Source organism: Mesorhizobium sp. M0016, assembly GCF_040324035.1.
In the GTDB taxonomy this organism is placed as follows: Bacteria; Pseudomonadota; Alphaproteobacteria; order Rhizobiales; family Rhizobiaceae; genus Mesorhizobium.
The window spans coordinates 227079-249126 of sequence record NZ_JAMYVM010000006.1 but is presented as its reverse complement, the minus strand read 5'-3'; the positions used below and the strand labels follow the sequence as shown (position 1 = coordinate 249126).

Genomic DNA, 22048 nt, shown 5'->3' with positions numbered 1-22048 from the left:
GGCGGCGCGAAGCCCTAAACTGGTGGAATGACCGAATCAAAATCCATGATCCTCGGCTGTGCCGGGAAATCGCTGACCCGCGAAGAAATCCGTTTCTATCGCAATGAATGCCCGTGGGGCTTCATCCTGTTTGCGCGCAATATCGGCGAAACGGAGCAGATCCGCGATCTGGTCGCCGAAATGCGCGACTGTATCGGGCGCCCCGATGCGCCGGTGTTCATCGATCAGGAAGGTGGCCGGGTGCAGCGCCTGCGGCCGCCGCTGGCGCCGAACTATCCCGCCGGCGGCGCGCTCGGTGCATTGTGGCGCAAGGACCATGATGCCGGCACCCGCGCTGCCTGGCTGATGGCGCGGCTGCACGCCTTCGACCTGTTGCGCTTCGGTATCTCGGCCGATTGCCTGCCGGTGCTGGACGTGCCGATCGAGGGCGCCAGCGACGTCATCGGCGCGCGCGCCTATGGCAAGGAGCCGCGCCCGGTCATCGAACTTGGCCGCGCCGCCGCGGAAGGGCTGATGTCCGGCGGCGTGTTGCCGGTCATGAAGCATATTCCGGGCCATGGACGCGCCTTCGCCGACACGCATTTCGAGCTGCCTGTGGTCGACGCCTCGCTGAGCGACCTGCAGCGGCATGATTTCGCCCCTTTCCGCGAGCTTAGCCATCTGCCGATGGCGATGACGGCGCATGTCGTCTACAGCGCCATCGATCCGAACAACCCAGCGACCACCTCAGGCAAGGTCATCGACGAGATCATCCGCCGCGAGATCGGCTTCGACGGGCTGTTGATGAGCGACGACACCTCGATGAAGGCGCTTTCTGGGGATTTCCCGACAAAGGCGGCCTCGATCCTTGCGGCGGGCTGCGATCTGGTCCTTCACTGCAATGGCGTTTTCGAGGAGATGGCGGGCATCGCATCGCGAACCACGGGACTTGAAGGGACATCGCTGGAGCGCGCCAAGCGGGCGCTGACCTATATAAGGGATCGCGACCGGGCCGACGAAACCGAGATACGCGCCGAGTTTGCCACCTATTTCGATGCGGTGGCCTAGAGACGGATGATTTCAGGTCTGTTCGACCTGAAATCTGAATCCGTCTCTAAATTAGATAGAGAGAGCATGATGTCGTCCGAAAACCGCTTCACACTTTTCGGCATCATGCTCTAACCAGAGGTAAAGGAACAAGTGGCGGAGACATTGGACAGCAAGGCTGCGAAGGCCGCACCGATGGACCGTCTGTGGGCCGAGAACGACGATTCACGGGTCACCGGCGACCCGTCGCTTGTCGTCGACGTCGCCGGGTTCGAAGGTCCGCTCGACCTCTTGCTGCATCTCGCCCGCAACCAAAAGGTCGATCTGTCGCGGATTTCCATCTTGGCGCTGGTCGAGCAATATCTGACCTTCGTCGAGACGGCGAGGGCGCTAAGGCTTGAGCTTGCCGCCGACTACCTGGTGATGGCGGCGTGGCTGGCCTTCCTCAAGTCGAAGCTCCTCATCCCCAAGCAGCCCGGCGAGGAAGGCGAAAGCGGCGAGGAACTGGCCGCGGTGCTGCAGTTCCGGCTGAAGCGTCTGGAGGCCATGCGCGACGCCTCGGCAAGGCTGGTCAACCGCAACCGGCTCGGCCGCGACGTGTTTGCACGCGGCATGCCTGAAATGGTCATCGTCGAGAAGCGTAACGCCTATTCGGCCTCGCTCTACGATTTGCTCACCGCCTATGCGCAGCAGCGCCAGAAGCAGGCGATCACCAATGTGACAATTGCCCGGCGTGGCGTGTGGTCGCTCAAGGATGCGCGCGATATCCTGACCCGGCTGATCGGCTCGCTGCGCGACTGGACGGCGCTGAACAGCTATCTGATCAATTACCTGACCAGCCCGGACGAACGGCGTACCGCGATCGCCAGCTCGTTCGCGGCGTCGCTGGAACTGGTGCGGGAAGGCAGCATCGAGATGCGGCAGGACCAGGTGTTCGCGCCGCTCTATCTGCGCGGCCGCGCGCAGCCAATCAAGGCAGTCGAGGTGGCATCATGAGCGAACGCGCCAACGCTTCGGTCATTCCGTTCAAGGTTGAAGAAGAGACCGAGGAGGGCATTATCGCCCAGGACCCGACTGATACCCTGCTTCTGAATCCTGGCGAACGGCTGCACATGGCCGAAGCCATACGCATGGCCGAGGCGATCGTGTTCGCCAGCGCCGAGCCGGTCAGCGAAAAGCAGCTCGCAGCCAGATTGCCCGACGGCATCAGCATTGCCGCTGCCATGGCTGAGCTGCAGCAGATCTATGCGCGGCGCGGCGTCAATCTGGTCCGGGTCGGCGATGCCTGGGCTTTCCGTACCGCCGGCGATCTCGCCTTCCTGATGAGCCGCGACACGGTGCAGCAGCGCAAGCTGTCGCGCGCGGCGCTCGAAGTGCTGGCGATCATCGCCTACCACCAGCCGGTGACGCGCGCCGAGATCGAGGACATCAGAGGCGTCGAGACCTCGAAGGGCACGCTGGATACGCTGCTCGAAACGGAATGGGTGCGCATGCGCGGCCGCCGCCGCACGCCCGGCCGTCCCGTCACCTACGGCACGACAGACACTTTCCTCGACCATTTCGCACTGGAGGAGATCCGCGATCTTCCCGGCATGGACGAACTGAAGGGGGCAGGGCTGCTCTCCGGCCGCATGCCGTCGAATTTCGCCATCCCGTTGCCGCCGGCCGATCCGGACGCGCTGACCGAAGACGAGGATGCGTTGACCGACATCGATCTCGAGGAACTCGGCCTGCTGACGCCGCGCGTCACGGAAGATTGACCGCAAGCCGCTGTCAAAAAGCTGCATTGCTGCGGTAGATGCGCCGATTGGTAGCGGGCGGCTTTGCCGAAAATGCGTGACATAAGCCGCGCCTTCATAAACTTTGTCGCTGTTGTGTTTGAATCCCAACGCGAAAACGCATAGATCATCGCCAGGGAAAACATTCGAGAGAGAGTTACAATGGGTTCATTTTCGATTTGGCACTGGATGATCGTGCTGGTGATCGTGCTGCTGGTGTTCGGCCGCGGCAAGATTCCCGAGCTGATGGGCGACATGGCCAAGGGCATCAAGAGTTTCAAGAAGGGCATGGCCGACGACGACACCGCCGATGACAAGCGCACCGTCGAGCACCGCCCCGACGAGACCGTTTCGGCAGTGAAGGAAAAGGCCAGCAAGAGCTGAGCCGAAGGTTGTTGCTTTTGTGCAAGTCGTTGTCCCAAAACCGCTTCGCACTTTTGGGCGACAAGCACTAGTCGGAACTGATTGCCATGTTTGAAGTCGGCTGGACCGAAATGCTGGTGATCGCGATCGTCATGATCGTGGTCGTCGGACCCAAGGATTTGCCCAATATGCTGCGCACCTTCGGCCGCACGACGGCGAAACTGCGTGCCATGGCCTCCGACTTCCAGAAGCAGTTCAACGAGGCGTTGAAGGAAGCCGAGCTCGACGACGTCAAGAAGTCTGTCGATACGCTGCGCGGCCTCAATCCGGCGGCCGAAATCCGCAAGCAGCTCAATCCGTTCGAACAGGCGGCAGCCGAGGTTCGCTCCGGCGTCGATGCGGTTATGAAGCCGAAGCCCGCCGTCGACCCCTCAACGCCGGCGGCAGAAACACCACAGGCGGCCGAGCCGCTCAAGAACGGCGCAACGGTGATGCCGGGTGTCAACGGACCGGAAACAGCGCCGGCGGCGCCGATCCTTCCGGCGATGACCGACGAGGCGGTGGTGACACCGGCTGCAGCAACGGCAGCGCCACGAAACGCGCGCGCCAAGGGGGCTGCGATATCAAAGGCCCCGGCAACCAAAACAGCGGCAGCCAAGGCAGCACCGGCAAAGCCGGCGCCTGCGGCGAAGGTTGCCAAGCCGTCAGCGGCGCCCGCCAAGGCTGCACCCGGAAAAGCCGCCACCAAGCCCGCTGCTGCACCGAAGGCAGTCGCAAAGGCTGAGCCGAAGCCTGCGCCGGCCACGAAGCCCGCGTCCAAGAAGACGGCGGGGGCCGCCAAGTGAGCATTACGGACAGCGAAAAGGACGAGATCGAGAAGTCGTCGGCTCCGCTGATGGAGCATCTGATCGAACTGCGCCGGCGGCTGATCTGGTCGATCGGCGGTTTCTTCGTCGCCTTCCTCGTCTGCTTCTTCTTTGCCAAGAAGCTGTTCAATCTTTTGGTCGTTCCGTTCAAATGGGCCACGCAATGGGCCGGGCTCGATCCGCACAAGGTCGAGCTGATCTATACGGCGCCGCAGGAATTCTTCTTCACCCAGGTCAAGCTCGCCATGTTCGGCGGCATGGTCATCGCCTTTCCGCTGATCGCCACGCAGATCTACAAATTCATTGCGCCTGGCCTCTACAAGAACGAGCGCAACGCCTTCCTGCCGTTCCTGATCGCATCGCCGATCCTGTTCCTGATGGGCGCGTCGCTGGTCTATTTCTTCTTCACGCCGATGGTGATGTGGTTCTTCCTCGCCATGCAGCAGGCCGGCACCGACGACCAGGTGCAGATTTCGCTGCTGCCGAAAGTGTCGGAATATCTCAGCCTGATCATGACGCTGATCTTCTCCTTCGGCCTGGTGTTCCAGCTGCCGGTGGTGACCAGCCTGATGACGCGCGTCGGCATGCTGTCGTCGAAGGCGCTGGCCGAGAAGCGCAAATGGGCGATCGTCATCGCCTTCGTCGTCGCGGCGGTCCTGACGCCGCCTGATCCGATGAGCCAGATCGGTTTGGCCATCCCGACCATCCTGCTCTACGAGGTGTCGATCTGGGCGGCCCGGCTGATCGAGCGCGACCAGGTCAAGCAGAAGCTGGCGCGCGAGAAGCAGGAAGCCGCCGAAGCCGTGGCCGAAAAGGCGGCGGACGCGTCCTCAAAGCAGGCTCCTTCATAGGCCGTCGCGTTCGGGTATCCGCGTTAGCGGAAAAACGCGACAGCCGCCATCTTGCATCGATGAAGGATGCGGTTTACGCCCTCAGGCCTTAGCTCGAGGACGACCAACCATGCTTGATATCAAATGGATTCGCGACAACCCGAAGGCCCTTGTCGAAGCGCTGGCCAAGCGCTCGTGGTCGGCTGACGAGGCGCAGTCCACGGTCGATGAGCTGATCAAGAAGGACGAAGCGCGGCGCGAGCACGTCACCGAGCTGCAGACCAAGCAGGAACGCCGCAACGCCGCCTCGAAGGAGATCGGCAACGCCATGCGTTCGGGCGACACGGCACTTGCCGAAAAGCTCAAGGCCGAAGTCGGCGATATCAAGACCTTCATCCAGAATGGCGAGGCGCGCGAGCGCGAGCTCGACAAGACGCTGAACGATGCGCTGGCGGTGCTGCCGAATGTGCCGCTCGACGACGTGCCGGTCGGCAAGGACGAGCACGACAATGTCGTCAAGCATATCGTCGGCGAGGTGCCGACCCGGCCGAACTGGGTGAAGGAGCATTTCGAGATCGGCGAAGCGCTCGGCATGATGGATTTCGAGCGGGCGGCAAAGCTGTCGGGATCACGCTTCACCGTGCTGAAGAGCGGGCTGGCGCGGATGGAGCGCGCCATCGGCCAGTTCATGCTCGATCTGCACACGACCGAGCATGGCTATGAAGAAGTCATCCCGCCACTGATGGTGCGCGACGAAGTGCTTTTCGGGACCAACCAGCTGCCGAAATTCGAGGACGACCTGTTCTTCGTGCAGCATGGCGATGGCCGGCTCGGGTTGATTCCAACCGCCGAGGTCCCGCTCACCAACCTGGTGCGCGAAGAAATCACGGCCCATGAAAAGCTGCCGCTGCGCTATACGGCGCTGACGCCGTGCTTCCGCTCGGAAGCGGGCTCCGCCGGCCGCGACACGCGCGGCATGTTGCGCCAGCACCAGTTCTACAAGGTCGAGCTGGTCTCGGTCACCGACCAGGAGTCTTCGCTCGCCGAGCACGAGCGGATGACGCAGTGCGCCGAAGAGGTGCTGAAGCGACTGGAGCTGCCGTTCCGCACCATGGTCCTGTGCACGGGCGACATGGGGTTTGGCGCGCGCAAGACCTACGACATCGAGGTCTGGCTGCCTGGACAGAACGCCTATCGCGAGATCTCGTCCTGTTCAGTGTGCGGCGACTTCCAGGCCAGGCGCATGGATGCCCGCTACAAGGACAGGGACGGCAACGGCAACCGCTTTGTGCACACGCTGAACGGTTCGGGCACCGCTGTCGGCCGTGCGCTGATTGCCGTCATCGAAAACTACCAGAATGAGGATGGCAGCGTAACCATTCCTGAAGTGCTGCGGCCTTATATGGGCGGTCTGGCGAAGATCGAATCGAAGTAATGCGCATCCTTCTGACCAATGATGACGGCATTCATGCCGAGGGCCTGGCGTCGCTCGAACGCATCGCCCGCACGCTGTCGGACGATGTCTGGGTCGTGGCGCCGGAGCAGGACCAGTCCGGCTACGCGCACTCGCTGTCGATCTCGGAGCCGCTCCGGCTGCGCAAGATCGGCGAGAAACACTACGCCGTGCGCGGCACGCCGACCGACTGCGTCATCATGGGCGTCAAGAAGATCCTGCCTGGCGCGCCGGACCTGATCCTGTCCGGTGTCAATTCCGGCGCCAACATCGCTGACGACGTCACCTATTCCGGCACCGTCGCCGGCGCCATGGAAGGCGCGCTGCTCGGCATCCGCTCGATCGCACTCAGCCAGGGTTATTCCTATGTCGGCGAGGACCGCGTCGTTCCCTATGAGACCACCGAGGCGCTGGCGCCGGCGTTGCTGAAAAAGCTCGTCGCCATGCCGCTGCCGGACGGCGTGCTGCTCAACGTCAACTTTCCCAACTGCCTCCCTGACGAGGTTGCCGGCACCGTCGTGACGTCGCAGGGCAAGCTGGTGCACAGCCTTTGGGTCGACGAGCGCCGCGACGGGCGCGGCCTGCCTTATTACTGGCTGCGCTTCGGCCGCGAGCCGGTCGAGGGCAAGCAGGGCACCGATCTCCATGCTCTGCGCAACCGGCTCGTGTCTGTGACGCCGCTGCAGCTTGACCTCACCGCGCATGAAATCCGTGACCAACTGACCAAGGCGCTGTCTGAATAAGGTGTTCGCATGAAGAAGGTTCTGGCATGAACTTGCCGCTCGACGATCGCGAGGGTTTTGCCGCTTTCCTGCTGCGCCTGCGCGGCCAAGGCGCGGTGCCGAAGGCGCTGATCGCAGCCTTCGAGGCGACGCCGCGGCGCGGCTTCCTCAACGGCCAGTTCCATTCCATCGCCTGGTCGGACGGCATGCTGCCGATCGAATGCGGCGAGGCGATCGAGGGCGCCGATCTGCAGGCGGCGGTGATTGCGGCCCTGGCAATAGAGCCCGGCAACCGGGTGCTGGAGATCGGCACCGGCTCGGGCTACACGGCAGCGGTGATGTCGCGGCTCGCGGCGCGCATCGTCAGCGTCGACCGCTACAAAACGCTGGCCGAGCAGGCCAGGCAACGCTTCGAGGCGCTCGGCATCGGCAATGTCATCGTGCGCCAGGCCGACGGTTCCAGCGGGCTTGCCAACGAAGCGCCGTTCGACCGCATCGTAGCCTGGGCGGCTTTCGACAGCCTGCCGCGCTTCCTGCTCGACCAATTGTCGAGCGGCGGCATCGTCATTGCCCCGATCGGGCCGGAGGAGGGCGAGCAGGTGCTGGCCAAGCTGACCAAGGTCGGCAGCCGCTTCGAGCGCGAGGATATCGGCACCGTGCGCCTGCAGCCGATCCTGCGCAGCGTCGCGGCGGTTATTTAGGTGCGCTGACATTCAGGTGAGGCCGGCCTGCAAATGGCAGGTTCCTGCGCTTCCGGTGCTCACATGTTTGAGTACGCTCCGCTCCGGCCTTCGCCGGTCGAAGCCGTCATAAATGCCTCCGCTCTATGAAGGCTACGGCCGGCGTAGGCCGGTTCTCAGAACCTGTCATTTTCGACTCGGCCTGACCTGAATCTCAACGCACCTTCGGCGCGTTCGAAAATGTTTTAAGAAAATTTGCGTCTGATTCTATGGGGTTAACCCGCCAGTAACATTAACGCGCTTTAATCATGACCAGTGTGTACCGGGTCTGTGCGGGTTAGTGCGATGCAATTCAGTGTTTTGAAGGCAAACGGGCGTACTCTGTCGCGGGGCTGCGCTGTCCTCATGCTAGCCGGAGTGGCGGCGGGGTGTAGCTCCCAAGTCTCGCGGTTCAACGGTGTCGACGACGTCTTCACCTCCTCGACCAACAATCAGCGCGCCATCATCGACAAGCAGAGCACCGCTCAGCCCTATCCGGGCGATGTGGCGGCCGAGCCGATCGCTGCGGCACCTGTCGATGGCAGCCATAACCAGTCGGTCAGCCGCTCCAGCCTGGAGCCGGTCACCGTCCAGCAGCTGCCGCCGCCGAGCGCGCCCAAAGCTGCTCCGATGCGTACCGCTTCCGCGCCGGCGCTTGCACCGGCACCGCATGTCGACAGAACGACTACCGGCACCGTCCAGCCGGCGAGGCCGTTCAAGAATGCCGGTGACTCCGATCCGAAACCAGTTGCGGCTGGTACGCCGCATGCGACCGAGATCGTGGTCAGCGACGGCGAGACCATTTCCGGCATCGCTCATCGCTATCATGTGCCCGCCGACGTGATCATGAAGGTCAACGGCTTGAGCGCCACCAAGGGGCTGAAGACCGGTCAGAAACTGGTCATCCCGGCCTATGCCTATTCAAGCAAGGGGGCAGAGCCGAAACTTGCCGACGGCAAGCCGGCAAACAGCCCCAAGGCGCCAGCGCCGGAAAAGGTCGCCGTGCTGCCGCAGCAGCCGAAACTCAAGGACGGCAAGTCCGCCGCGCAGGTTGACGCTTCGGCAGCGAACAAGCCGAAGACCGACAAGCCGGCGCAGACGGCCTCGGCCGCGCCAAAGGCCGGCGCGGGCACCTACACGGTCCAGTCGGGCGACACCATGTCCTCCATCGCCAGGAAGACCGGCGTTGGCGTCGTGGCGCTGAAGCAGGCGAACGGCATGCAGGACGGCCTGCTCAAGATCGGCCAGACGCTGAAGGTTCCGGCAGGTGGCACCGCAACGGTCGCCAGCGCCAAGCCGGCCAAAGTTGATCCGGTGACGACCGCGACCACCCAACCGGCGGCAAAGCCGACGGAGACACTCGCCACCTACACGCCGCCGAAGAAGGACGCCAAGGTTATCCAGCAGGCCGAGGACGACGATGCTGTTGCGCCCGATGCCACCGGCATCGGCAAGATGCGTTGGCCGGTGCGTGGCCGCGTCATCTCCAATTTTGGTGGCGGCAAGGATGGTGTCGACATCGCCGTGCCTGAGGGGACGCCGGTCAAGGCGGCCGAAAACGGCGTGGTCATCTATGCCGGCGACGGCCTCAAGGAATTCGGCAATACGGTTCTGGTGCGCCACGAAAACGGGCTGGTCACCGTCTATGGTCACGCCAGGTCGATCGAGGTGCAGCGCGGCCAAAAGGTCAAGCGCGGCCAGGAAATCGCGCTGTCGGGCATGAGCGGGACCACCGACTCGCCGAAACTGCACTTCGAAGTGCGCAAGAACTCGGCCCCGGTCGACCCCTCTGGCTATCTCGAATAGAACAATAAACGTTTTGCAGGCCGTCTGACCTCCAGTCCGGCCCGCCGGCTCAGCCCGCTCCGCAAGGGGCGGGCTTTTTCAGTGACCTGACGGAAATCAATCAGTCGTTCAGCGGCTTGCCGAGCCGGCCGGCCAGATCCTGGGTGAACTGCCAGGCGACGCGGCCCGAGCGGCTGCCGCGCGTCGTTGCCCATTCCAGGGCGTCGGCGCGCAGCTGCTCCGGGTCGATAGTGAGCCCGTGATGGCTGGCATAGCTGTTGACCATGTCGAGATATTCGTCCTGCGAACATTTGTGGAAGCCGAGCCACAGGCCGAAACGGTCGGACAGCGAAACCTTTTCCTCGACCGCCTCGGACGGGTTGATGGCGGTCGAGCGCTCATTGTCGATCATGTCGCGCGGCAACAGGTGCCGGCGGTTCGACGTGGCGTAGAAGATGACATTGGCCGGGCGGCCCTCGACGCCGCCTTCAAGGGCTGCCTTCAGCGACTTGTAGGAGGTGTCGTCATGGTCGAAGGAGAGGTCGTCGCAAAACAGGATGAAGCGAAACGGCGCCGCCTTCAGCAGGCCCATCAGCCTGGGCAGCGTGTCGATATCCTCGCGATGGATCTCGATCAGCTTGAGCGGCAGGTCGGATTTGGCCTGGGCGTTGATCTGCGCATGCACGGCCTTGACCAGCGAGGATTTGCCCATGCCGCGCGCACCCCACAACAACACATTGTTGGCGGCATGGCCGGCGGCGAAGCGTTCCGTGTTTTCGACCAGAATGTCGCGCACGCGGTCGACGCCGCGGATCAGGCCGATGTCGACGCGGTTGACCTTGCGCACCGGCTCGAGATAGCCGGGGTCGGCCTGCCAGACGAAGCAATCGGCAACCGCAAGATCGGTTTGCGGCACCGGCGGCGGGGCGAGGCGGGTGACCGCCTCGATCAGGCGGTCGAGCTTTTGGTTCAGGGCCTCGATGGTGCTGTCGGTCATGTCTCGTCTTTTATGTTTCCGCACGAACGTGCGTAGGGGCCGAAATCGTCTTGATCCGGGCGAGATAGAAACTGGTTCCAAGCTTTTGTTTGGGCATGATCTTTTGCGAAAACCACGCCCGTATTCCGGGAGCATGCTCTAACACGGGTCAACCGGCCGGAAAAGCAGCTGAAAGCCCGGCCGCGCAGTTGCATTGGTAACTTTACCCACTATATTCCGGCCAAATTTGGCGAGGCCGCCCTACGGCCTTCTTCGTAACCAGGAGTTCTTGATGTTCGTCACACCGGCATACGCCCAAGCTACCGGAACTCCGCTTGGTCCGTTCGGGGATATCGGCATGATACTCCCGTTCGTTCTGATCTTCGTGATCATGTATTTCCTCATCATCCGGCCGCAGCGCGCCCAGTTGAAGAAGCGCCAGGAGATGATCTCGGCCGTGCGCCGTGGCGACACGGTCATCACCGGCGGCGGCTTCGTCGGCAAGGTGACCAAGGTGATCGACGACAATGAGCTTGAGATCGACCTTGGCGGCGGCACCAAGGTGACGGCGCTGCGCTCGACGATCGCCGATGTTCGGGTCAAGGGCGAGCCGGTGGCCAACCAGAACGCCAAGAAGTAAGCCAGTTTCCCAAGCGGAGCGATCCGCGGGCAGAGCTCTGACAAAAGACGGCGTATGGTCCATTTTTCGCGCCTGAAAATGATCCTGATCTGGCTTGCTATGGCCACAATGCTCGTCGACGCGCCCAGTCTTCACGCTGCCGGCGCGGACGTGCTGCTTCGATTGGACGCGACCGATGTGATCGATCGCCGGTTGGAGGCGACGCGTGACGAAATCAGGACGCTGCTGCGCGATGCAAGGATCGGCTATACTGGTCTTGCTAAGTCGGGTCGGGCCGTTCAGGTGCATATCACCGACGCCGCTCAGGTCGGCGCGGCCAAGATGGCATTGGAGGCGGTGACTGATCCTGTCCTTGGCAGCGCTGGTCCGGTCCAGGAAGTGATCCTGGATGATACCGGAGCAGCGTTGCTCAAGTTCACGGTAACAGACACAGGTATCAAGTATCGGATGTCGATCGCGCTTGCGCAGTCGATCGTGGTCATTAAGAATCGCCTGCGTGATCTTGGTGTAGCCGACCCAGTAGTGCGGCCAGAGGGCGAAGACGGTATGCTGGTCCGGACCTCGGGCGTTGCGGATTTGCAAAGGCTGAGGAGAATTCTCACCCGAACCGGAATGCTGACTTTTCAGTGGGTTGATGAGTCGATGCCGGTCGCTGATGCGATCAATGGCCGGACGCCCGCTGGCTCGGTGGTGGTTTATTCGAAGGACGATCCACCGGTTCCCTATCTGGTTGAGAGCCGAACGATCGTTTCCAGTGACGACATTGTCAATGCTCAGGCGACTCCCAACTCCGTCACAAATGAGCCGGCGGTTTCGTTCACCTTCGATTCCAGGGCAACGGCACGCGTTGCGCAGGCGACCTCGCAGAATGTCGGCAAGCTATTTGCGATGATCCTCGACAACCAAGTGCTTTCGGTGCCAGTCGTCCGCGAGCCAATTCTTAACGGCCGCGGCCAGATATCGGGCAACCTTACAAAGGAGAACGCCGATGATCTGGCCTTGCTTTTGCGTTCCGGACCGATGCCTGCACAATTGAAAATAGTCGAGTAGCGCACGATAGCGCCCGGCGGTGATCAGAATTAGAATGGAACCGACAGAGGCGATTGACGCCGAAACCGCTGCCGGCGGCAGCGCCAAATTGACCTCAGCGCGCTCGACAATCGGCGAAGTGCGGGTTAAGGGCGAGCCGGTGGCAAATAAGAACGCCAAGAAATAACCGAATTGTCGGCGGAACGATCCGCCAGTACGCCCTGACGGACAACGCCATATGCTGTATTTTTCGCGCCTGAAGATGATCCTGATCTGGATCGCCGTGGCCGTCACATTCATCCTTGCCGCGCCAAATCTCTTCCCGGCCAGCACATTGGCGCAATTGCCCAACTGGGTGCCGAAGCGGCAGATGACGCTTGGTCTCGATCTGCAGGGCGGTTCGCACATCCTCTTGCAGATGGACCAGAACGACCTGGTCAAGGCGCAGCTGGAAACGACGCGCGACGAGATCCGCACGCTGCTGCGCGATGCCAAGGTGGGCTATACCGGCCTTGGCGGCACCGGCAGGACCGTACAAGTGCGCATCACCGATCCAACCCAGATCGATGCCGCCAAGGCGGCGCTTAAGCCGCTGACCGATCCGGTCGCCGCCGGCCTGTTCACCGGTGGCTCCATCCAGGAGATGTCCCTGGATGATTCCGAAGCCGGGCTGCTCAAATTCACCGTCACCGACGCCGGCATCAAATACCGCACCTCGGCCGCATTGGCGCAGTCGATCGAAGTCGTCGAGCGTCGCGTCAACGAACTCGGCACCACCGAGCCGATCGTGCAGCGGCAGGGCGACGACCGTGTACTCGTCCAGGTGCCGGGCCTGCAGGATCCGCAAAGGCTGAAGGAGATCATCGGCCAGACCGCCAAGATGACCTTCCAGATGGTCGATACCTCGATGTCGGTGCAGGATGCGCTGAACGGCCGCCCGCCGGCAGGCTCCTCGGTGCTTTATTCGCAGGACGATCCGCCGGTTCCGTATCTGGTGGAAAATCGCGTCATCGTGTCCGGTGAAGATCTTGCCAAGGCGACGGCAACCTATGATTCCCGAAACAACGAGCCGGTGGTTTCGTTCGTCTTCAACTCGCGCGGTGCGACACGATTCGGCCAGGCGACGCAGCAGAATGTCGGCAAGCCGTTCGCCATCATCCTCGACAATCAGGTGATTTCGGCGCCGGTGATCCGCGAACCGATCCTCGGCGGCAGCGGCCAGATCTCAGGCAATTTCACCGCCGAAAGCGCCAACGACCTCGCCGTGCTGCTGCGCGCCGGCGCGCTGCCGGCAAAGCTGACCGTGATCGAAGAACGCACCGTCGGCCCGGGCCTCGGCCAGGATTCGATCCATGCCGGCAAGGTCGCCGGCATCATCGGCTCCATTCTCGTCGTCGCCTTCATGTTCGTCGCCTACGGACTTCTCGGCTTCCTCGCCAACATTGCGCTCGCCGTGCACGTGGCGATGATCGTCGGGGTCTTGTCGCTGCTTGGCGCGACACTGACCTTGCCCGGCATTGCCGGTATCGTGCTGACCATCGGCATGGCGGTCGATTCCAACGTGCTGATCTATGAGCGTATCCGAGAGGAGCGACGGGCCGGCCGTTCGGTCATCCAGTCGATCGACACAGGCTTCACCAAGGCGTTGGCGACCATCGTGGATTCCAACGTGACGTCGCTGATTGCCACGGTCGTGCTGTTCTATCTCGGCACCGGACCGGTCAAGGGCTTCGCCATCACCTATGCCATCGGCATTTTGACCACGGTGTTCACCGCCTTCACCTTCACCCGTCTGCTGGTGTCGATCTGGCTGCGCCGTGCGCGTCCGAAGGAATTGCCGCGTGCGCCGGTGACCTTCGTTCCGGCCGGCACGAAAATCCCGTTCATGGGCATCCGCCGCTGGACGTTCGCACTGTCCAGCCTGCTGTCGATCGCGTCGGTTATCGGATTCCTGACCATCGACATCAACTACGGCATCGACTTCAAGGGCGGCTCGATCATCGAGGTGCAGTCCAAGCAAGGCGACGCCGATATTGGCGATATCAGAAGCCGGCTGTCGGAGCTCAATATCGGTGAAGTGCAGGTCCAGCAATTCGGCGCGCCGAATGACGTGCTGATCCGCGTTGGCACCCAGGATGGCGGTGAGAACGCCGAGCAGACCGTCATCGACAAGGTGCGCGGCGAGCTGCAGGACAATTACGATTTCCGCCGCGTCGAGGTGGTGGGTCCCACCGTTTCGGGCGAACTGGCCAAGCAAGGCACGATTGCGATGATCATCGCGCTGATCGGCATCCTGGTCTATGTCTGGTTCCGCTTCGAATGGCAGTTCGCGGTCGGCGCAATCGTGGCGACGGTGCACGATGTGGTGATGACGCTGGGCTTCTTCGTCATCACCGGGCTCGAGTTCAACCAGTCTTCGCTGGCGGCGATCCTGACCATTATCGGCTATTCGCTCAACGACACGATCGTCGTCTATGACCGTGTTCGAGAAGATTTGCGAAAATACAAACGAATGCCGCTCCCACAATTGTTGAACAACGCCATCAACGAGACGCTGTCGAGAACGACGCTGACTTCGGTGACGACCATCCTGGCGCTGCTGGCGCTCGTGTTGTTCGGCGGCGAGGTGATCCGCTCGTTCACCATGGCGATGCTGTTCGGCGTCGTCTTCGGCACCTATTCGTCGATCTTCATCGCAGCGCCCTTGCTGATCCTGTTCAGGCTCAGGCCGCAGGGAGCGAGCGCCGATGAGGAGAAGCCGGTTGGTGGCGGCAAGGCCATGGCGACCTGACGGCTGCGCTGGTGGCAAAAGGCATCGTCATCCGCGAGGCGCATTTCCCCGGACGGGCGCCGATCGAAGCCTACGGCAATGGCGGCTTCCGCTTCGCCGACATGTCGCATCGCGGCTCGCTTCTTTGCCTGCCCTCCGGCATCCATGGCTGGGAGCCGGCCGATCCGCTGGCCCTGACGGCGGCGGATTTCGACCTGCTGCTGGCTGAGGCCGGCAAGGTCGAGATCCTGCTGGTCGGCACAGGCAAGGATTTGCGGCCCTTGCCGACAGCACTTCGGGCGGCGCTGAAAGCGGCTGGCATTGGCTCCGACCCGATGTCGACGGGGGCAGCGGTGCGGACCTACAATGTTCTGCTTGCCGAAGACCGCGCCGTGGCCGCGGCGCTGATCGCCGTCGACTGACGTGACCGATACAGCTGACATCGTCATGGAGACGGTGCGCGCCGGCGACCATGACCGCTATGTCAGCGCACTCTATGCACCGGCCAACAAGCGCGCGGCGCTGTTTTCGCTTTACGCCTTCAATGCCGAGATTGCGTCTGTCCGAGACCGCATCCACGAGGCATTGCCGGGCGAAGTGAGGCTGCAATGGTGGCGCGATGTCATCGCTGCTGAAGCCGCAGCCACAGGCAACCCGCTCGCCGATGCGCTGAAGGCGACGATTTCTGCCCATGGCCTGCCCAAAACTGCCTTCGACAACATGCTCGAGGCCCGCATCTTCGACCTCTATGACGATCCGATGCCGTCGCGCACCGATCTCGAGGGATATTGCGGCGAGACGGCGGCCGCGCTGATCCAGCTGGCGGCGATGGTGCTCGATCCCAATCAGGCGCCGCCCTTTGCCGAACTGGCGGGCAGGGCCGGCTGCGCCCAGGCGATGACCGGCCTGTTGCTGCTGTTGCCGCTGCATCGCCGGCGCGGGCAATGCTTCGTGCCGGCGGATATCCTTGCCGCGGTAGGCTCATCGCCGGAAGAGTTCGTCGGCGGCGACGACGGCCCCGGCGCTCAGCGCGCGGTGGCTGCGATGATTGCATTGGCGCAGGAGCATCTCCGCGCTTTCGAGCAAGGGGCGTCCGCACTTCCGGAAACGCTGCGTCCGGCGTTCCTGCCGCTGGCGCTGACCAGCGCCTATCTCGGCAAGATGGCCAATGGCCGCTCGCCGCTTGGTGGCGCAGCCCGGCTTTCGGCTCTGCGCCGGCATTGGCTGTTGCTCAGGCGCGCAACGCGGGGTTGGCCAGCGAGTTGACGTAAACGTCAATCGCGTTAGGACTCTGAGACTTGGCTATTCAGCAGCTTCCGATGTTTGCGCCGGCAGCCCTAGCCACTCCCGACAATCTGCCCGCGCGCGTGAGGTGATCGCGTGGCGCTTGGCCACCGTCTTGTCCTTGCCGCGCAGGCGTTTGCCTTCGGTCTTCGGTGCTTCCACCGGCGGGAACAGGCCGAAATTGACGTTCATCGGCTGGAACGAGCGTTTGCCCGGCTCGTCGTCGGAAACGATGTGGCCGCCGGTGATGTGGTTGAGCAAGGCGCCGAAGGCGGTGGTGAGCGGTGGCAGCGATGGCGCGTGGCCGAGCCGCTCGGCGGCGGCGAAGCGGCCGGCGAGCAGGCCGATCGCCGCGCTCTCGACATAGCCCTCGCAGCCGGTGATCTGGCCGGCAAAGCGCAGGCCCGGCCGCGACTTCAGCTGCAGCGAGGCGTCGAGCAAGGTCGGCGAATTGATGTAGGTGTTGCGGTGCAGGCCGCCGAGACGGGCGAACTCGGCGTTTTCCAGGCCCGGAATGGTGCGGAAGACGCGCACCTGCTCGGCATGCTTCAGCTTGGTCTGGAAACCGACCATGTTGTAGAGCGTGCCCAGCGCATTGTCCTGGCGCAGCTGCACCACGGCATAGGCTTTTACCGTCGGATTGTGGGCATTGGTCAGCCCCATCGGCTTCATCGGCCCGTAGCGCAGCGTCTCAACGCCGCGCTCGGCCATGATTTCGATCGGCAGGCAGCCGTCGAAATAGGGCGTGCCTTCCCACTGCTTGAATTCGGTCTTCTGGCCGTCGACCAGCGCCTGTACGAAGGCGAGATACTGGTCCTTGTCCATCGGGCAATTGATGTAGTCCTTGCCGGTGCCGCCGGGCCCAACCTTGTCATAGCGCGACTGGAACCAGCAGGTGTCCATGTCGATCGTGTCGAAATGGATGATCGGGGCAATCGCGTCGAAGAAGGCCAGCGCATCGGCGCCGGTTGCCTCGGCAATCGACTGGGCGAGCGACGGCGCGGTCAGCGGTCCCGTGGCGATGATCGCCTGGTCCCACTCCGCCGGCGGCAGGCCCGGCACTTCCTCGCGCTCGATGGTGATCAGCGGGTGCGCTTCGAGCCTTTTCGTCACCGCGTCGGAGAAGCCGTCGCGATCGACGGCCAGCGCGCCGCCGGCCGGCACCTGGTTGGCGTCGCCGGCACTCATGATCAGCGAGCCGGCCAGCCGCATTTCGGCATGCAGCAGGCCGACGGCGTTGTTCTCGGCATCGTCGGAGCGGAAGGAATTGGAACAGACAAGTTCGGCAAGCCCATCGGTCTTGTGCGCATCGGTGCCGCGCACCGGGCGCATCTCATGCAAAATGACGGGAACACCGGCTTGTGCTGCCTGCCATGCGGCTTCGGAGCCGGCGAGGCCGCCGCCGACGATGTGGATAGGATTTTTGCTCATGAGCGCCGGAATAATCGCTTGGCGCGCCGTTTGCAATTGGCCGGTGCGAGCGTGGGTCATTGTCGTGCAACGACGGAGCTCGACTTTCTTATGTCCGCGGCGACGCTCTGATGGCGGCGTAAAGCGCCTCGATCGACTGCATGCGCAATTGAAAAGCCTGCCCAAAAACAACAACACCCGCCGCGGGAGGAGGTGCGGCGGGTGTCGTTTTTGGGGCCGATCCTCGGGAGGAGGTGGGGATCGGCCGTATTCGTCATCGCCGGGGAGGAGGTCGGCTTTGACGAAATTCTTTTCGCCGGATCGAGGGAGGCGAAATCCCTGGAAGGCGAACTGCGTTCACTTTGGAGACGAACTGCGTTCGGTTTGGAAACAGCGCCCGCCGCGGGAGGAGGTGCGGCGGGCGCCGTTTTGGTGGTCAACCCTCGGGAGGAGGTGAAGGCTGACCGTATCCGTCAGGGTCGGGGAGGAGGTCGACCCTGGCGAAATTCTGGCTAGATCGTCGCCCTGCGGGCGATGATCTTGATCTCGTCACGGACGATGCCGAGATCATGGAGCTGACGGTTCGAAAGGCGACCCAGCTCGGTAACGGTGTCGCGGTAAACGCGCCAGTTACGATAGTTGCGGATCAGGTTCATTGTCGTTCTCTTTTTCAAAACTGGTTCGGACCATTTGCGATCCGAAGAGGATTAGACCGCCTTGCGGGCGACGTAGTGGATGTCGCTGCGGCTGATGCCGAGGTCGGTCAGTTCACGGTTCGAAAGGCGGCTCAGCTCGGAGACGGTGTCCCGGTAGCGGCGCCAGTTGCGGTAGTTGCGGATCAGGTTCATGGTAGTGCTCGTTTCGTCTTTCTTCGGATCGTTCCGTTTGTGTACGAACAGTAAATAGGCTGGGTAATATCGATTTAAAAGTGCTGTTGGCGCATGGCAGCAATGCAAATTGTGCAATGCAACATTAACGCGCGTTCACGGCTTCGTCATGAAGAGACCCGAATCGGAAAATGACGTTGCGTCAACGATTTGAGCGGATCGGCTGTCAGAAAGACCAAGCTGGGGGAGAAGCGACATGGCGAGTTATTCGTCACGGGCGAGGGCCGATATCGGGCGGTGGCTGCAGGCCGGCCTGATCGACGCGAAGACGGCCGATGCGCTTAAGTGCGACATCGACGCGAACGAGCGCAAATCGCTGAGCTTCGGCACTATATTGGCCATGATGGCGGCGCTGCTGTTCGGCGCCGCGATCCTGCTCTTCGTCGCCGCCAACTGGGACGCCATCCCGCGGCTGGTGCGGGTCGCGGCACTGTTTGCCGTCATTCTCGCCGGCTATGTCGGCGGCGCGGTGTTGAAGATGCGCGACCATGCGGCGATCGGCGAGGCGCTGTGGATCGTGGCCGCCGCGGCCTTCGGCGGATCGATCGCGCTGATCGGCCAGATGTACCATCTCACGGGCGACGAGGCCTCGGCCATCGTCACCTGGGGCATCGGCACGGCACTTGCCGCGGTGGCGTTGCGCTCGAACCCGCTGACGGTCGCTGCCGTCGGCATATCCATTGCCTGGCTGTTCGTGCGCGCGTTCGACTTTTATGACCGCCCCGTATTTCCGGATTTCTTCGTCGTGATGGCGCCGGTGCTTTTTGTCGTCTCATTCTGGACGCGTAGCCAGCCGGCACGCCACTTGATCATTCTTTCGGTCATTTTCTATATCGCGGTGCGCGGCCTGGACCAGAACACGCTCGCCCTGGCTATTCCTCTGGTCGCGGTGTCGGCGCTGCTGTTTGCGGTTTCCATCTTCGCCGCCGGGCCGGCCGACTGGATCTTGCAGCTCGGCGGGCGGCTGCCTTTGCACGCCTTGACCGGCTTTCTCACCGGGCTGGCGATGATCCAGATCGAACTGGGCGATGATAACGCCTTCAGCAACGGCTTTGCCGTCGCCTCGGTTATCGCGCTGGCCGGGATTGCGGCGGCGATCGTTCTGGGCGGGCGCGAGAGCAGGGGGCTGCGCTGGGTTGCTTATGCCGGCTTTGCCTTCGAGCTCGCCATTATCTACGTCGTGACCTTGCAGACGATGCTCGGCACGGCCGGCTTCTTCCTGGCTGCCGCGGTGCTTTTCGGCATCCTGGCTCTCGTCATCATCCGTGTGGAAAAACGCATGAAGGCCCCGGAAGGAGCGGCAGCATGATGTCGGGAAAGAAACTTGTCATCTCGGCGCTGGTCCTGGCGCTCGTCCAGATCGGCTTCCTGAGCTGGATCATCGCCGGCCGCGCGGCGATCCTGCGCAACGGCAAGGAGGTCTTGCTGAAAGTCGAGCCGGTCGATCCGCGCGATCTGCTGCGCGGCGACTATATTATCCTCGACTATGAAATATCGCGCTTGCCGGTGAAGCTGATCGCCAACATCCCGGCCGGCCAGCTCGTGAGCGAGAACACGCCGATCGTGGTCCGGCTGAAGCCGGGTGCCGACGGCTATTGGCATGCGACCACGGCCTGGTTCGGCAAGTCTCCGACGCCAGCGACCGCCGACGAAGCCGATATTGTCGGCCAGGTCGCGCCGGGCTGGACGCTTGATCCTGAATCCACGATCGCACCGCAATACGGCATCGACCGCTTCTACCTACCTGAGGGCCAGGGCATGGCGATCCAGAACGACATGCGGGTGCGGCCATTCGGCGTGCGCATCGCGCTCGCCGCCAGTGGCGAGGCGCAGATCAAGGGGCTGATGGACGGCGACAAGACATTGTTTGAGGAACCGCTCTACTAGAAGACATTACCCAGGGCATGGATTTCGGCAACGATCGATCGCTCCGCCCTCATGCAAACCAGACGGGCGAAGACAATGCCGATTACGGTGACGACGCGCGAAGATATCAATCTCCATGCCGTTTTGCGCGTCGCCTGGAGAAACGACACGGTCGAAATCGGCGACAAGGCCTTGCAACGCATTGCCGAATGCCGCGCCTCGTTCCTGAAACTCATTGAGTCCGATCCGCCGCCGGTCATCTACGGCGTCACCACCGCCATGGGCGAGCTGGCAGGCCGCAAGCTCGAACTTGACGAGCGCGACCGCCATGCGCGCATCAAGGCTTTTGCCGCCGCCACATCCTTCGGGGAGCCGTTGCCCGAGCGCGTGGTCAGGGCGATCGTGCTGGCACGGCTGACCAATTTCATCGAAGGCAATGCCGCCACCACGCCGCGCATCGCGCTAGCCGTTGCGGCGATGCTCGACGGTGGACCGATGCCGGTGGTGTCGTCGCAGGGGCAGGGCGGCGCCGGCGAGATCCTGGCGCTCTATCCGCTGTTTGCCGCGCTTACCGCTGGCCTGGAGCTCGAAGTGAAGGAGCGGGGCTCGCTGATCAACGGCTCGCCCTGCGCTGCCGCCCTTGTGGCGGACGCAGCACTTGCCGCACGCCGTCGCGTCGCGATGGCGCACAAGGTGTTTGCGCTGTCGATCGAAGCCTTTCGTGCGCCGCTCGAGCATTATGATGCCGCGCTCGACGGGCTGTGGGGCGACGCGCACGAAGCGGCCGCCTTGCAAGGGTTGCGGCAATACCTGGTTGGCGCCGGCGACGGCCGGCGCAACTATCAGGCGCCGGTCAGCTACCGCATCGTGCCGCGCGTGCTCGGCCATGCGCATCGGGCGCTGGCGGGCGCCGAGCAGGCGGCGACCGTGTCGCTGGCCTCGATCTCGGACAATCCGGTCTATATCCCGCCCGACGATGCGCATCCGCTGGGACGCTGCATCTCCACCGGCGGCTACCACAATGCCATGGCGACACCGGCATTGGACGATCTGGCGGCGATCTGGGCCGATCTCTGCCTGCTTTGCGACCGCCACGCCTCAAAGCTGCTGAACGGCAAGGTGTCGCTGCTGCCCGATCTGTTGATGACCGGGCGGCATTGGGCCGACAGCGATGGCCATGGCAATGTCGGCTATGTCCCGATGGCGATCACCGGCTATCTCGAACAGGCCAAGCTCGCGGCGCAGCGCACCTTCATTCCGGGCACCGAATCGGCCGGCGCCGGCCAGGACGACGTCGCCACCACCGCATTCTTCGCCTGGACCAAGGAAGCGACGGCCGGCCGCTGCCTCGATGCGGCAATGGCGATGCTGGCCATGATCGCCTCGCAGGCCCTGTACGTGACTGAACGCGCCGCGCCGCCGGCATTGCAGGATTTTGTCGCGGATATCAGGAAGATCGTGCCCCCGGTCGACGCCGACCGGGTGCTGGGGCCGGAGCTGGCGAAATTGGCGGAGTGGTTTACCGGTCAAGTGTTTGAAGTGTAGGCCGTCGCCGCCAGTCCTCCTACGCCACGGCTTCGGAGGACACCCTTCGCTTTATCAAGCTCCTGGGTGGCCTGCCACCCGAAGCTCGATAGAGCGAAG

General features: G+C 63.0%; 22 protein-coding genes. 18 read left to right on the top strand and 4 right to left on the bottom strand.

All coding sequences use genetic code 11. From position 1 onward, the window contains the following. Positions 1–27: 27 nt before the first annotated feature. The 10 genes from nagZ (at position 28) to NKJ88_RS12015 (ending at position 9563) form a co-directional block, all read left to right on the top strand. Positions 28–1047, top strand: a complete 1020-nt coding sequence (gene nagZ, locus NKJ88_RS12060; protein ID WP_023697621.1) for a beta-N-acetylhexosaminidase — start codon at positions 28–30, stop codon at positions 1045–1047. Positions 1048–1221: 174 nt separating this feature from the next. After that, a complete protein-coding gene (locus NKJ88_RS12055; RefSeq protein ID WP_352444152.1) occupies positions 1222–2022 on the top strand; it encodes a segregation and condensation protein A in 801 nt (266 codons plus the stop codon). After that, on the top strand, positions 2019–2786 hold the full coding sequence (gene scpB / locus NKJ88_RS12050; protein ID WP_023667689.1) for an SMC-Scp complex subunit ScpB: 768 nt from the start codon (positions 2019–2021) through the stop codon (positions 2784–2786). Before NKJ88_RS12055 ends, scpB begins: the two co-directional genes overlap by 4 nt. 180 nt (positions 2787–2966) lie before the next feature. Then, positions 2967–3188 carry a twin-arginine translocase TatA/TatE family subunit gene (locus NKJ88_RS12045; protein ID WP_023667688.1) on the top strand — a complete coding sequence of 74 codons (222 nt, stop codon included), beginning with the start codon at positions 2967–2969 and terminating at the stop codon, positions 3186–3188. An 86-nt stretch (positions 3189–3274) separates the two neighbouring features. Then, positions 3275–4012, top strand: a complete 738-nt coding sequence (tatB, locus tag NKJ88_RS12040; protein ID WP_027050340.1) for a Sec-independent protein translocase protein TatB — start codon at positions 3275–3277, stop codon at positions 4010–4012. Next, a complete protein-coding gene (gene tatC / locus NKJ88_RS12035; RefSeq protein ID WP_023688219.1) occupies positions 4009–4884 on the top strand; it encodes a twin-arginine translocase subunit TatC in 876 nt (291 codons plus the stop codon). The genes tatB and tatC overlap by 4 nt, the downstream gene beginning before the upstream one ends. A gap of 109 nt (positions 4885–4993) precedes the next feature. Beyond that, positions 4994–6298 (top strand): serine--tRNA ligase, encoded by a 1305-nt coding sequence (gene serS / locus NKJ88_RS12030; RefSeq protein ID WP_023706002.1) that lies wholly within the window; start codon positions 4994–4996, stop codon positions 6296–6298. Beyond that, positions 6298–7059, top strand: coding sequence for a 5'/3'-nucleotidase SurE (surE, locus tag NKJ88_RS12025; protein WP_023710683.1), 762 nt, complete (start codon positions 6298–6300; stop codon positions 7057–7059). Before serS ends, surE begins: the two co-directional genes overlap by 1 nt. A gap of 26 nt (positions 7060–7085) precedes the next feature. After that, positions 7086–7739: a protein-L-isoaspartate(D-aspartate) O-methyltransferase gene (locus tag NKJ88_RS12020; protein WP_352444124.1), complete on the top strand. Its 654-nt coding sequence runs from the start codon at positions 7086–7088 to the stop codon at positions 7737–7739. A 324-nt stretch (positions 7740–8063) separates the two neighbouring features. Next, positions 8064–9563 carry a peptidoglycan DD-metalloendopeptidase family protein gene (locus NKJ88_RS12015; RefSeq protein ID WP_023753361.1) on the top strand — a complete coding sequence of 500 codons (1500 nt, stop codon included), beginning with the start codon at positions 8064–8066 and terminating at the stop codon, positions 9561–9563. A 100-nt stretch (positions 9564–9663) separates the two neighbouring features. Here NKJ88_RS12015 and NKJ88_RS12010 read toward each other — a convergent pair whose 3' ends face one another. Further along, entirely contained in the window at positions 9664–10539 is an 876-nt protein-coding gene (locus NKJ88_RS12010; RefSeq protein ID WP_023706000.1) for an ATP-binding protein, read from the bottom strand. 271 nt (positions 10540–10810) lie between these two features. On the opposite strand from NKJ88_RS12010, the gene yajC reads away from it, so the two are divergent. From yajC to NKJ88_RS11985, 5 genes are all read left to right on the top strand, one after another. Then, the gene (yajC, locus tag NKJ88_RS12005) at positions 10811–11158 is read left to right on the top strand and encodes a preprotein translocase subunit YajC (protein WP_023667680.1); all 348 of its coding nucleotides are present in this window, start codon (positions 10811–10813) and stop codon (positions 11156–11158) included. 54 nt (positions 11159–11212) lie between these two features. Continuing rightward, positions 11213–12208 (top strand): SecDF P1 head subdomain-containing protein, encoded by a 996-nt coding sequence (locus NKJ88_RS12000; RefSeq protein ID WP_023688225.1) that lies wholly within the window; start codon positions 11213–11215, stop codon positions 12206–12208. Positions 12209–12425: 217 nt separating this feature from the next. Then, complete coding sequence (secDF, locus tag NKJ88_RS11995) at positions 12426–14978, top strand: protein translocase subunit SecDF (RefSeq protein WP_023667677.1); 2553 nt, start codon at positions 12426–12428, stop codon at positions 14976–14978. Between the two features lie 11 nt (positions 14979–14989). After that, entirely contained in the window at positions 14990–15379 is a 390-nt protein-coding gene (locus NKJ88_RS11990; RefSeq protein WP_023688226.1) for an Mth938-like domain-containing protein, read from the top strand. A 25-nt stretch (positions 15380–15404) separates the two neighbouring features. After that, positions 15405–16223, top strand: a complete 819-nt coding sequence (locus NKJ88_RS11985) for a phytoene/squalene synthase family protein (protein ID WP_023733694.1) — start codon at positions 15405–15407, stop codon at positions 16221–16223. A 36-nt stretch (positions 16224–16259) separates the two neighbouring features. On the opposite strand, the gene trmFO is transcribed toward NKJ88_RS11985, so the two are convergent. The 3 genes from trmFO to NKJ88_RS11970 form a co-directional block, all read right to left on the bottom strand. After that, positions 16260–17672, bottom strand: a complete 1413-nt coding sequence (trmFO, locus tag NKJ88_RS11980) for a methylenetetrahydrofolate--tRNA-(uracil(54)-C(5))-methyltransferase (FADH(2)-oxidizing) TrmFO (RefSeq protein WP_352444123.1) — start codon at positions 17670–17672, stop codon at positions 16260–16262. A 491-nt stretch (positions 17673–18163) separates the two neighbouring features. Further along, the gene (locus tag NKJ88_RS11975; RefSeq protein WP_023667673.1) at positions 18164–18307 is read right to left on the bottom strand and encodes a DUF1127 domain-containing protein; all 144 of its coding nucleotides are present in this window, start codon (positions 18305–18307) and stop codon (positions 18164–18166) included. 51 nt (positions 18308–18358) lie between these two features. Continuing rightward, on the bottom strand, positions 18359–18499 hold the full coding sequence (locus NKJ88_RS11970; protein ID WP_006335194.1) for a DUF1127 domain-containing protein: 141 nt from the start codon (positions 18497–18499) through the stop codon (positions 18359–18361). 235 nt (positions 18500–18734) lie between these two features. Between NKJ88_RS11970 and NKJ88_RS11965 the strand changes: the two genes are divergently transcribed. The 3 genes from NKJ88_RS11965 to NKJ88_RS11955 all read left to right on the top strand — a co-directional run bounded on the left by NKJ88_RS11965 (position 18735) and on the right by NKJ88_RS11955 (position 21949). Beyond that, complete coding sequence (locus tag NKJ88_RS11965) at positions 18735–19847, top strand: DUF2157 domain-containing protein (protein ID WP_352444122.1); 1113 nt, start codon at positions 18735–18737, stop codon at positions 19845–19847. After that, entirely contained in the window at positions 19844–20425 is a 582-nt protein-coding gene (locus tag NKJ88_RS11960) for a GDYXXLXY domain-containing protein (protein WP_031198171.1), read from the top strand. The genes NKJ88_RS11965 and NKJ88_RS11960 overlap by 4 nt, the downstream gene beginning before the upstream one ends. A gap of 75 nt (positions 20426–20500) precedes the next feature. After that, a complete protein-coding gene (locus NKJ88_RS11955) occupies positions 20501–21949 on the top strand; it encodes an aromatic amino acid lyase (RefSeq protein WP_352444121.1) in 1449 nt (482 codons plus the stop codon). Positions 21950–22048: the final 99 nt, after the last annotated feature.

What these genes read in the sequence shown, in the direction of transcription:
- NKJ88_RS11965 (WP_352444122.1), top strand. Translation starts at nt 18,735, where the DNA reads ATGGCGAGTTATTCGTCACGGGCGAGGGCCGATATCGGGCGGTGGCTG.
- nagZ (WP_023697621.1), top strand. Translation starts at nt 28, where the DNA reads ATGACCGAATCAAAATCCATGATCCTCGGCTGTGCCGGGAAATCGCTG.
- NKJ88_RS11970 (WP_006335194.1), bottom strand. Translation starts at nt 18,499, where the DNA reads ATGAACCTGATCCGCAACTACCGCAACTGGCGCCGCTACCGGGACACC.
- NKJ88_RS12055 (WP_352444152.1), top strand. Translation starts at nt 1,222, where the DNA reads ATGGACCGTCTGTGGGCCGAGAACGACGATTCACGGGTCACCGGCGAC.
- NKJ88_RS11985 (WP_023733694.1), top strand. Translation starts at nt 15,405, where the DNA reads ATGGAGACGGTGCGCGCCGGCGACCATGACCGCTATGTCAGCGCACTC.
- yajC (WP_023667680.1), top strand. Translation starts at nt 10,811, where the DNA reads ATGTTCGTCACACCGGCATACGCCCAAGCTACCGGAACTCCGCTTGGT.
- secDF (WP_023667677.1), top strand. Translation starts at nt 12,426, where the DNA reads ATGCTGTATTTTTCGCGCCTGAAGATGATCCTGATCTGGATCGCCGTG.
- serS (WP_023706002.1), top strand. Translation starts at nt 4,994, where the DNA reads ATGCTTGATATCAAATGGATTCGCGACAACCCGAAGGCCCTTGTCGAA.
- NKJ88_RS12020 (WP_352444124.1), top strand. Translation starts at nt 7,086, where the DNA reads ATGAACTTGCCGCTCGACGATCGCGAGGGTTTTGCCGCTTTCCTGCTG.
- trmFO (WP_352444123.1), bottom strand. Translation starts at nt 17,672, where the DNA reads ATGAGCAAAAATCCTATCCACATCGTCGGCGGCGGCCTCGCCGGCTCC.
- scpB (WP_023667689.1), top strand. Translation starts at nt 2,019, where the DNA reads ATGAGCGAACGCGCCAACGCTTCGGTCATTCCGTTCAAGGTTGAAGAA.
- NKJ88_RS11960 (WP_031198171.1), top strand. Translation starts at nt 19,844, where the DNA reads ATGATGTCGGGAAAGAAACTTGTCATCTCGGCGCTGGTCCTGGCGCTC.
- surE (WP_023710683.1), top strand. Translation starts at nt 6,298, where the DNA reads ATGCGCATCCTTCTGACCAATGATGACGGCATTCATGCCGAGGGCCTG.
- NKJ88_RS12045 (WP_023667688.1), top strand. Translation starts at nt 2,967, where the DNA reads ATGGGTTCATTTTCGATTTGGCACTGGATGATCGTGCTGGTGATCGTG.
- NKJ88_RS12010 (WP_023706000.1), bottom strand. Translation starts at nt 10,539, where the DNA reads ATGACCGACAGCACCATCGAGGCCCTGAACCAAAAGCTCGACCGCCTG.
- NKJ88_RS11955 (WP_352444121.1), top strand. Translation starts at nt 20,501, where the DNA reads ATGCCGATTACGGTGACGACGCGCGAAGATATCAATCTCCATGCCGTT.
- NKJ88_RS12000 (WP_023688225.1), top strand. Translation starts at nt 11,213, where the DNA reads ATGGTCCATTTTTCGCGCCTGAAAATGATCCTGATCTGGCTTGCTATG.
- NKJ88_RS12015 (WP_023753361.1), top strand. Translation starts at nt 8,064, where the DNA reads ATGCAATTCAGTGTTTTGAAGGCAAACGGGCGTACTCTGTCGCGGGGC.
- NKJ88_RS11975 (WP_023667673.1), bottom strand. Translation starts at nt 18,307, where the DNA reads ATGAACCTGATCCGCAACTATCGTAACTGGCGCGTTTACCGCGACACC.
- tatB (WP_027050340.1), top strand. Translation starts at nt 3,275, where the DNA reads ATGTTTGAAGTCGGCTGGACCGAAATGCTGGTGATCGCGATCGTCATG.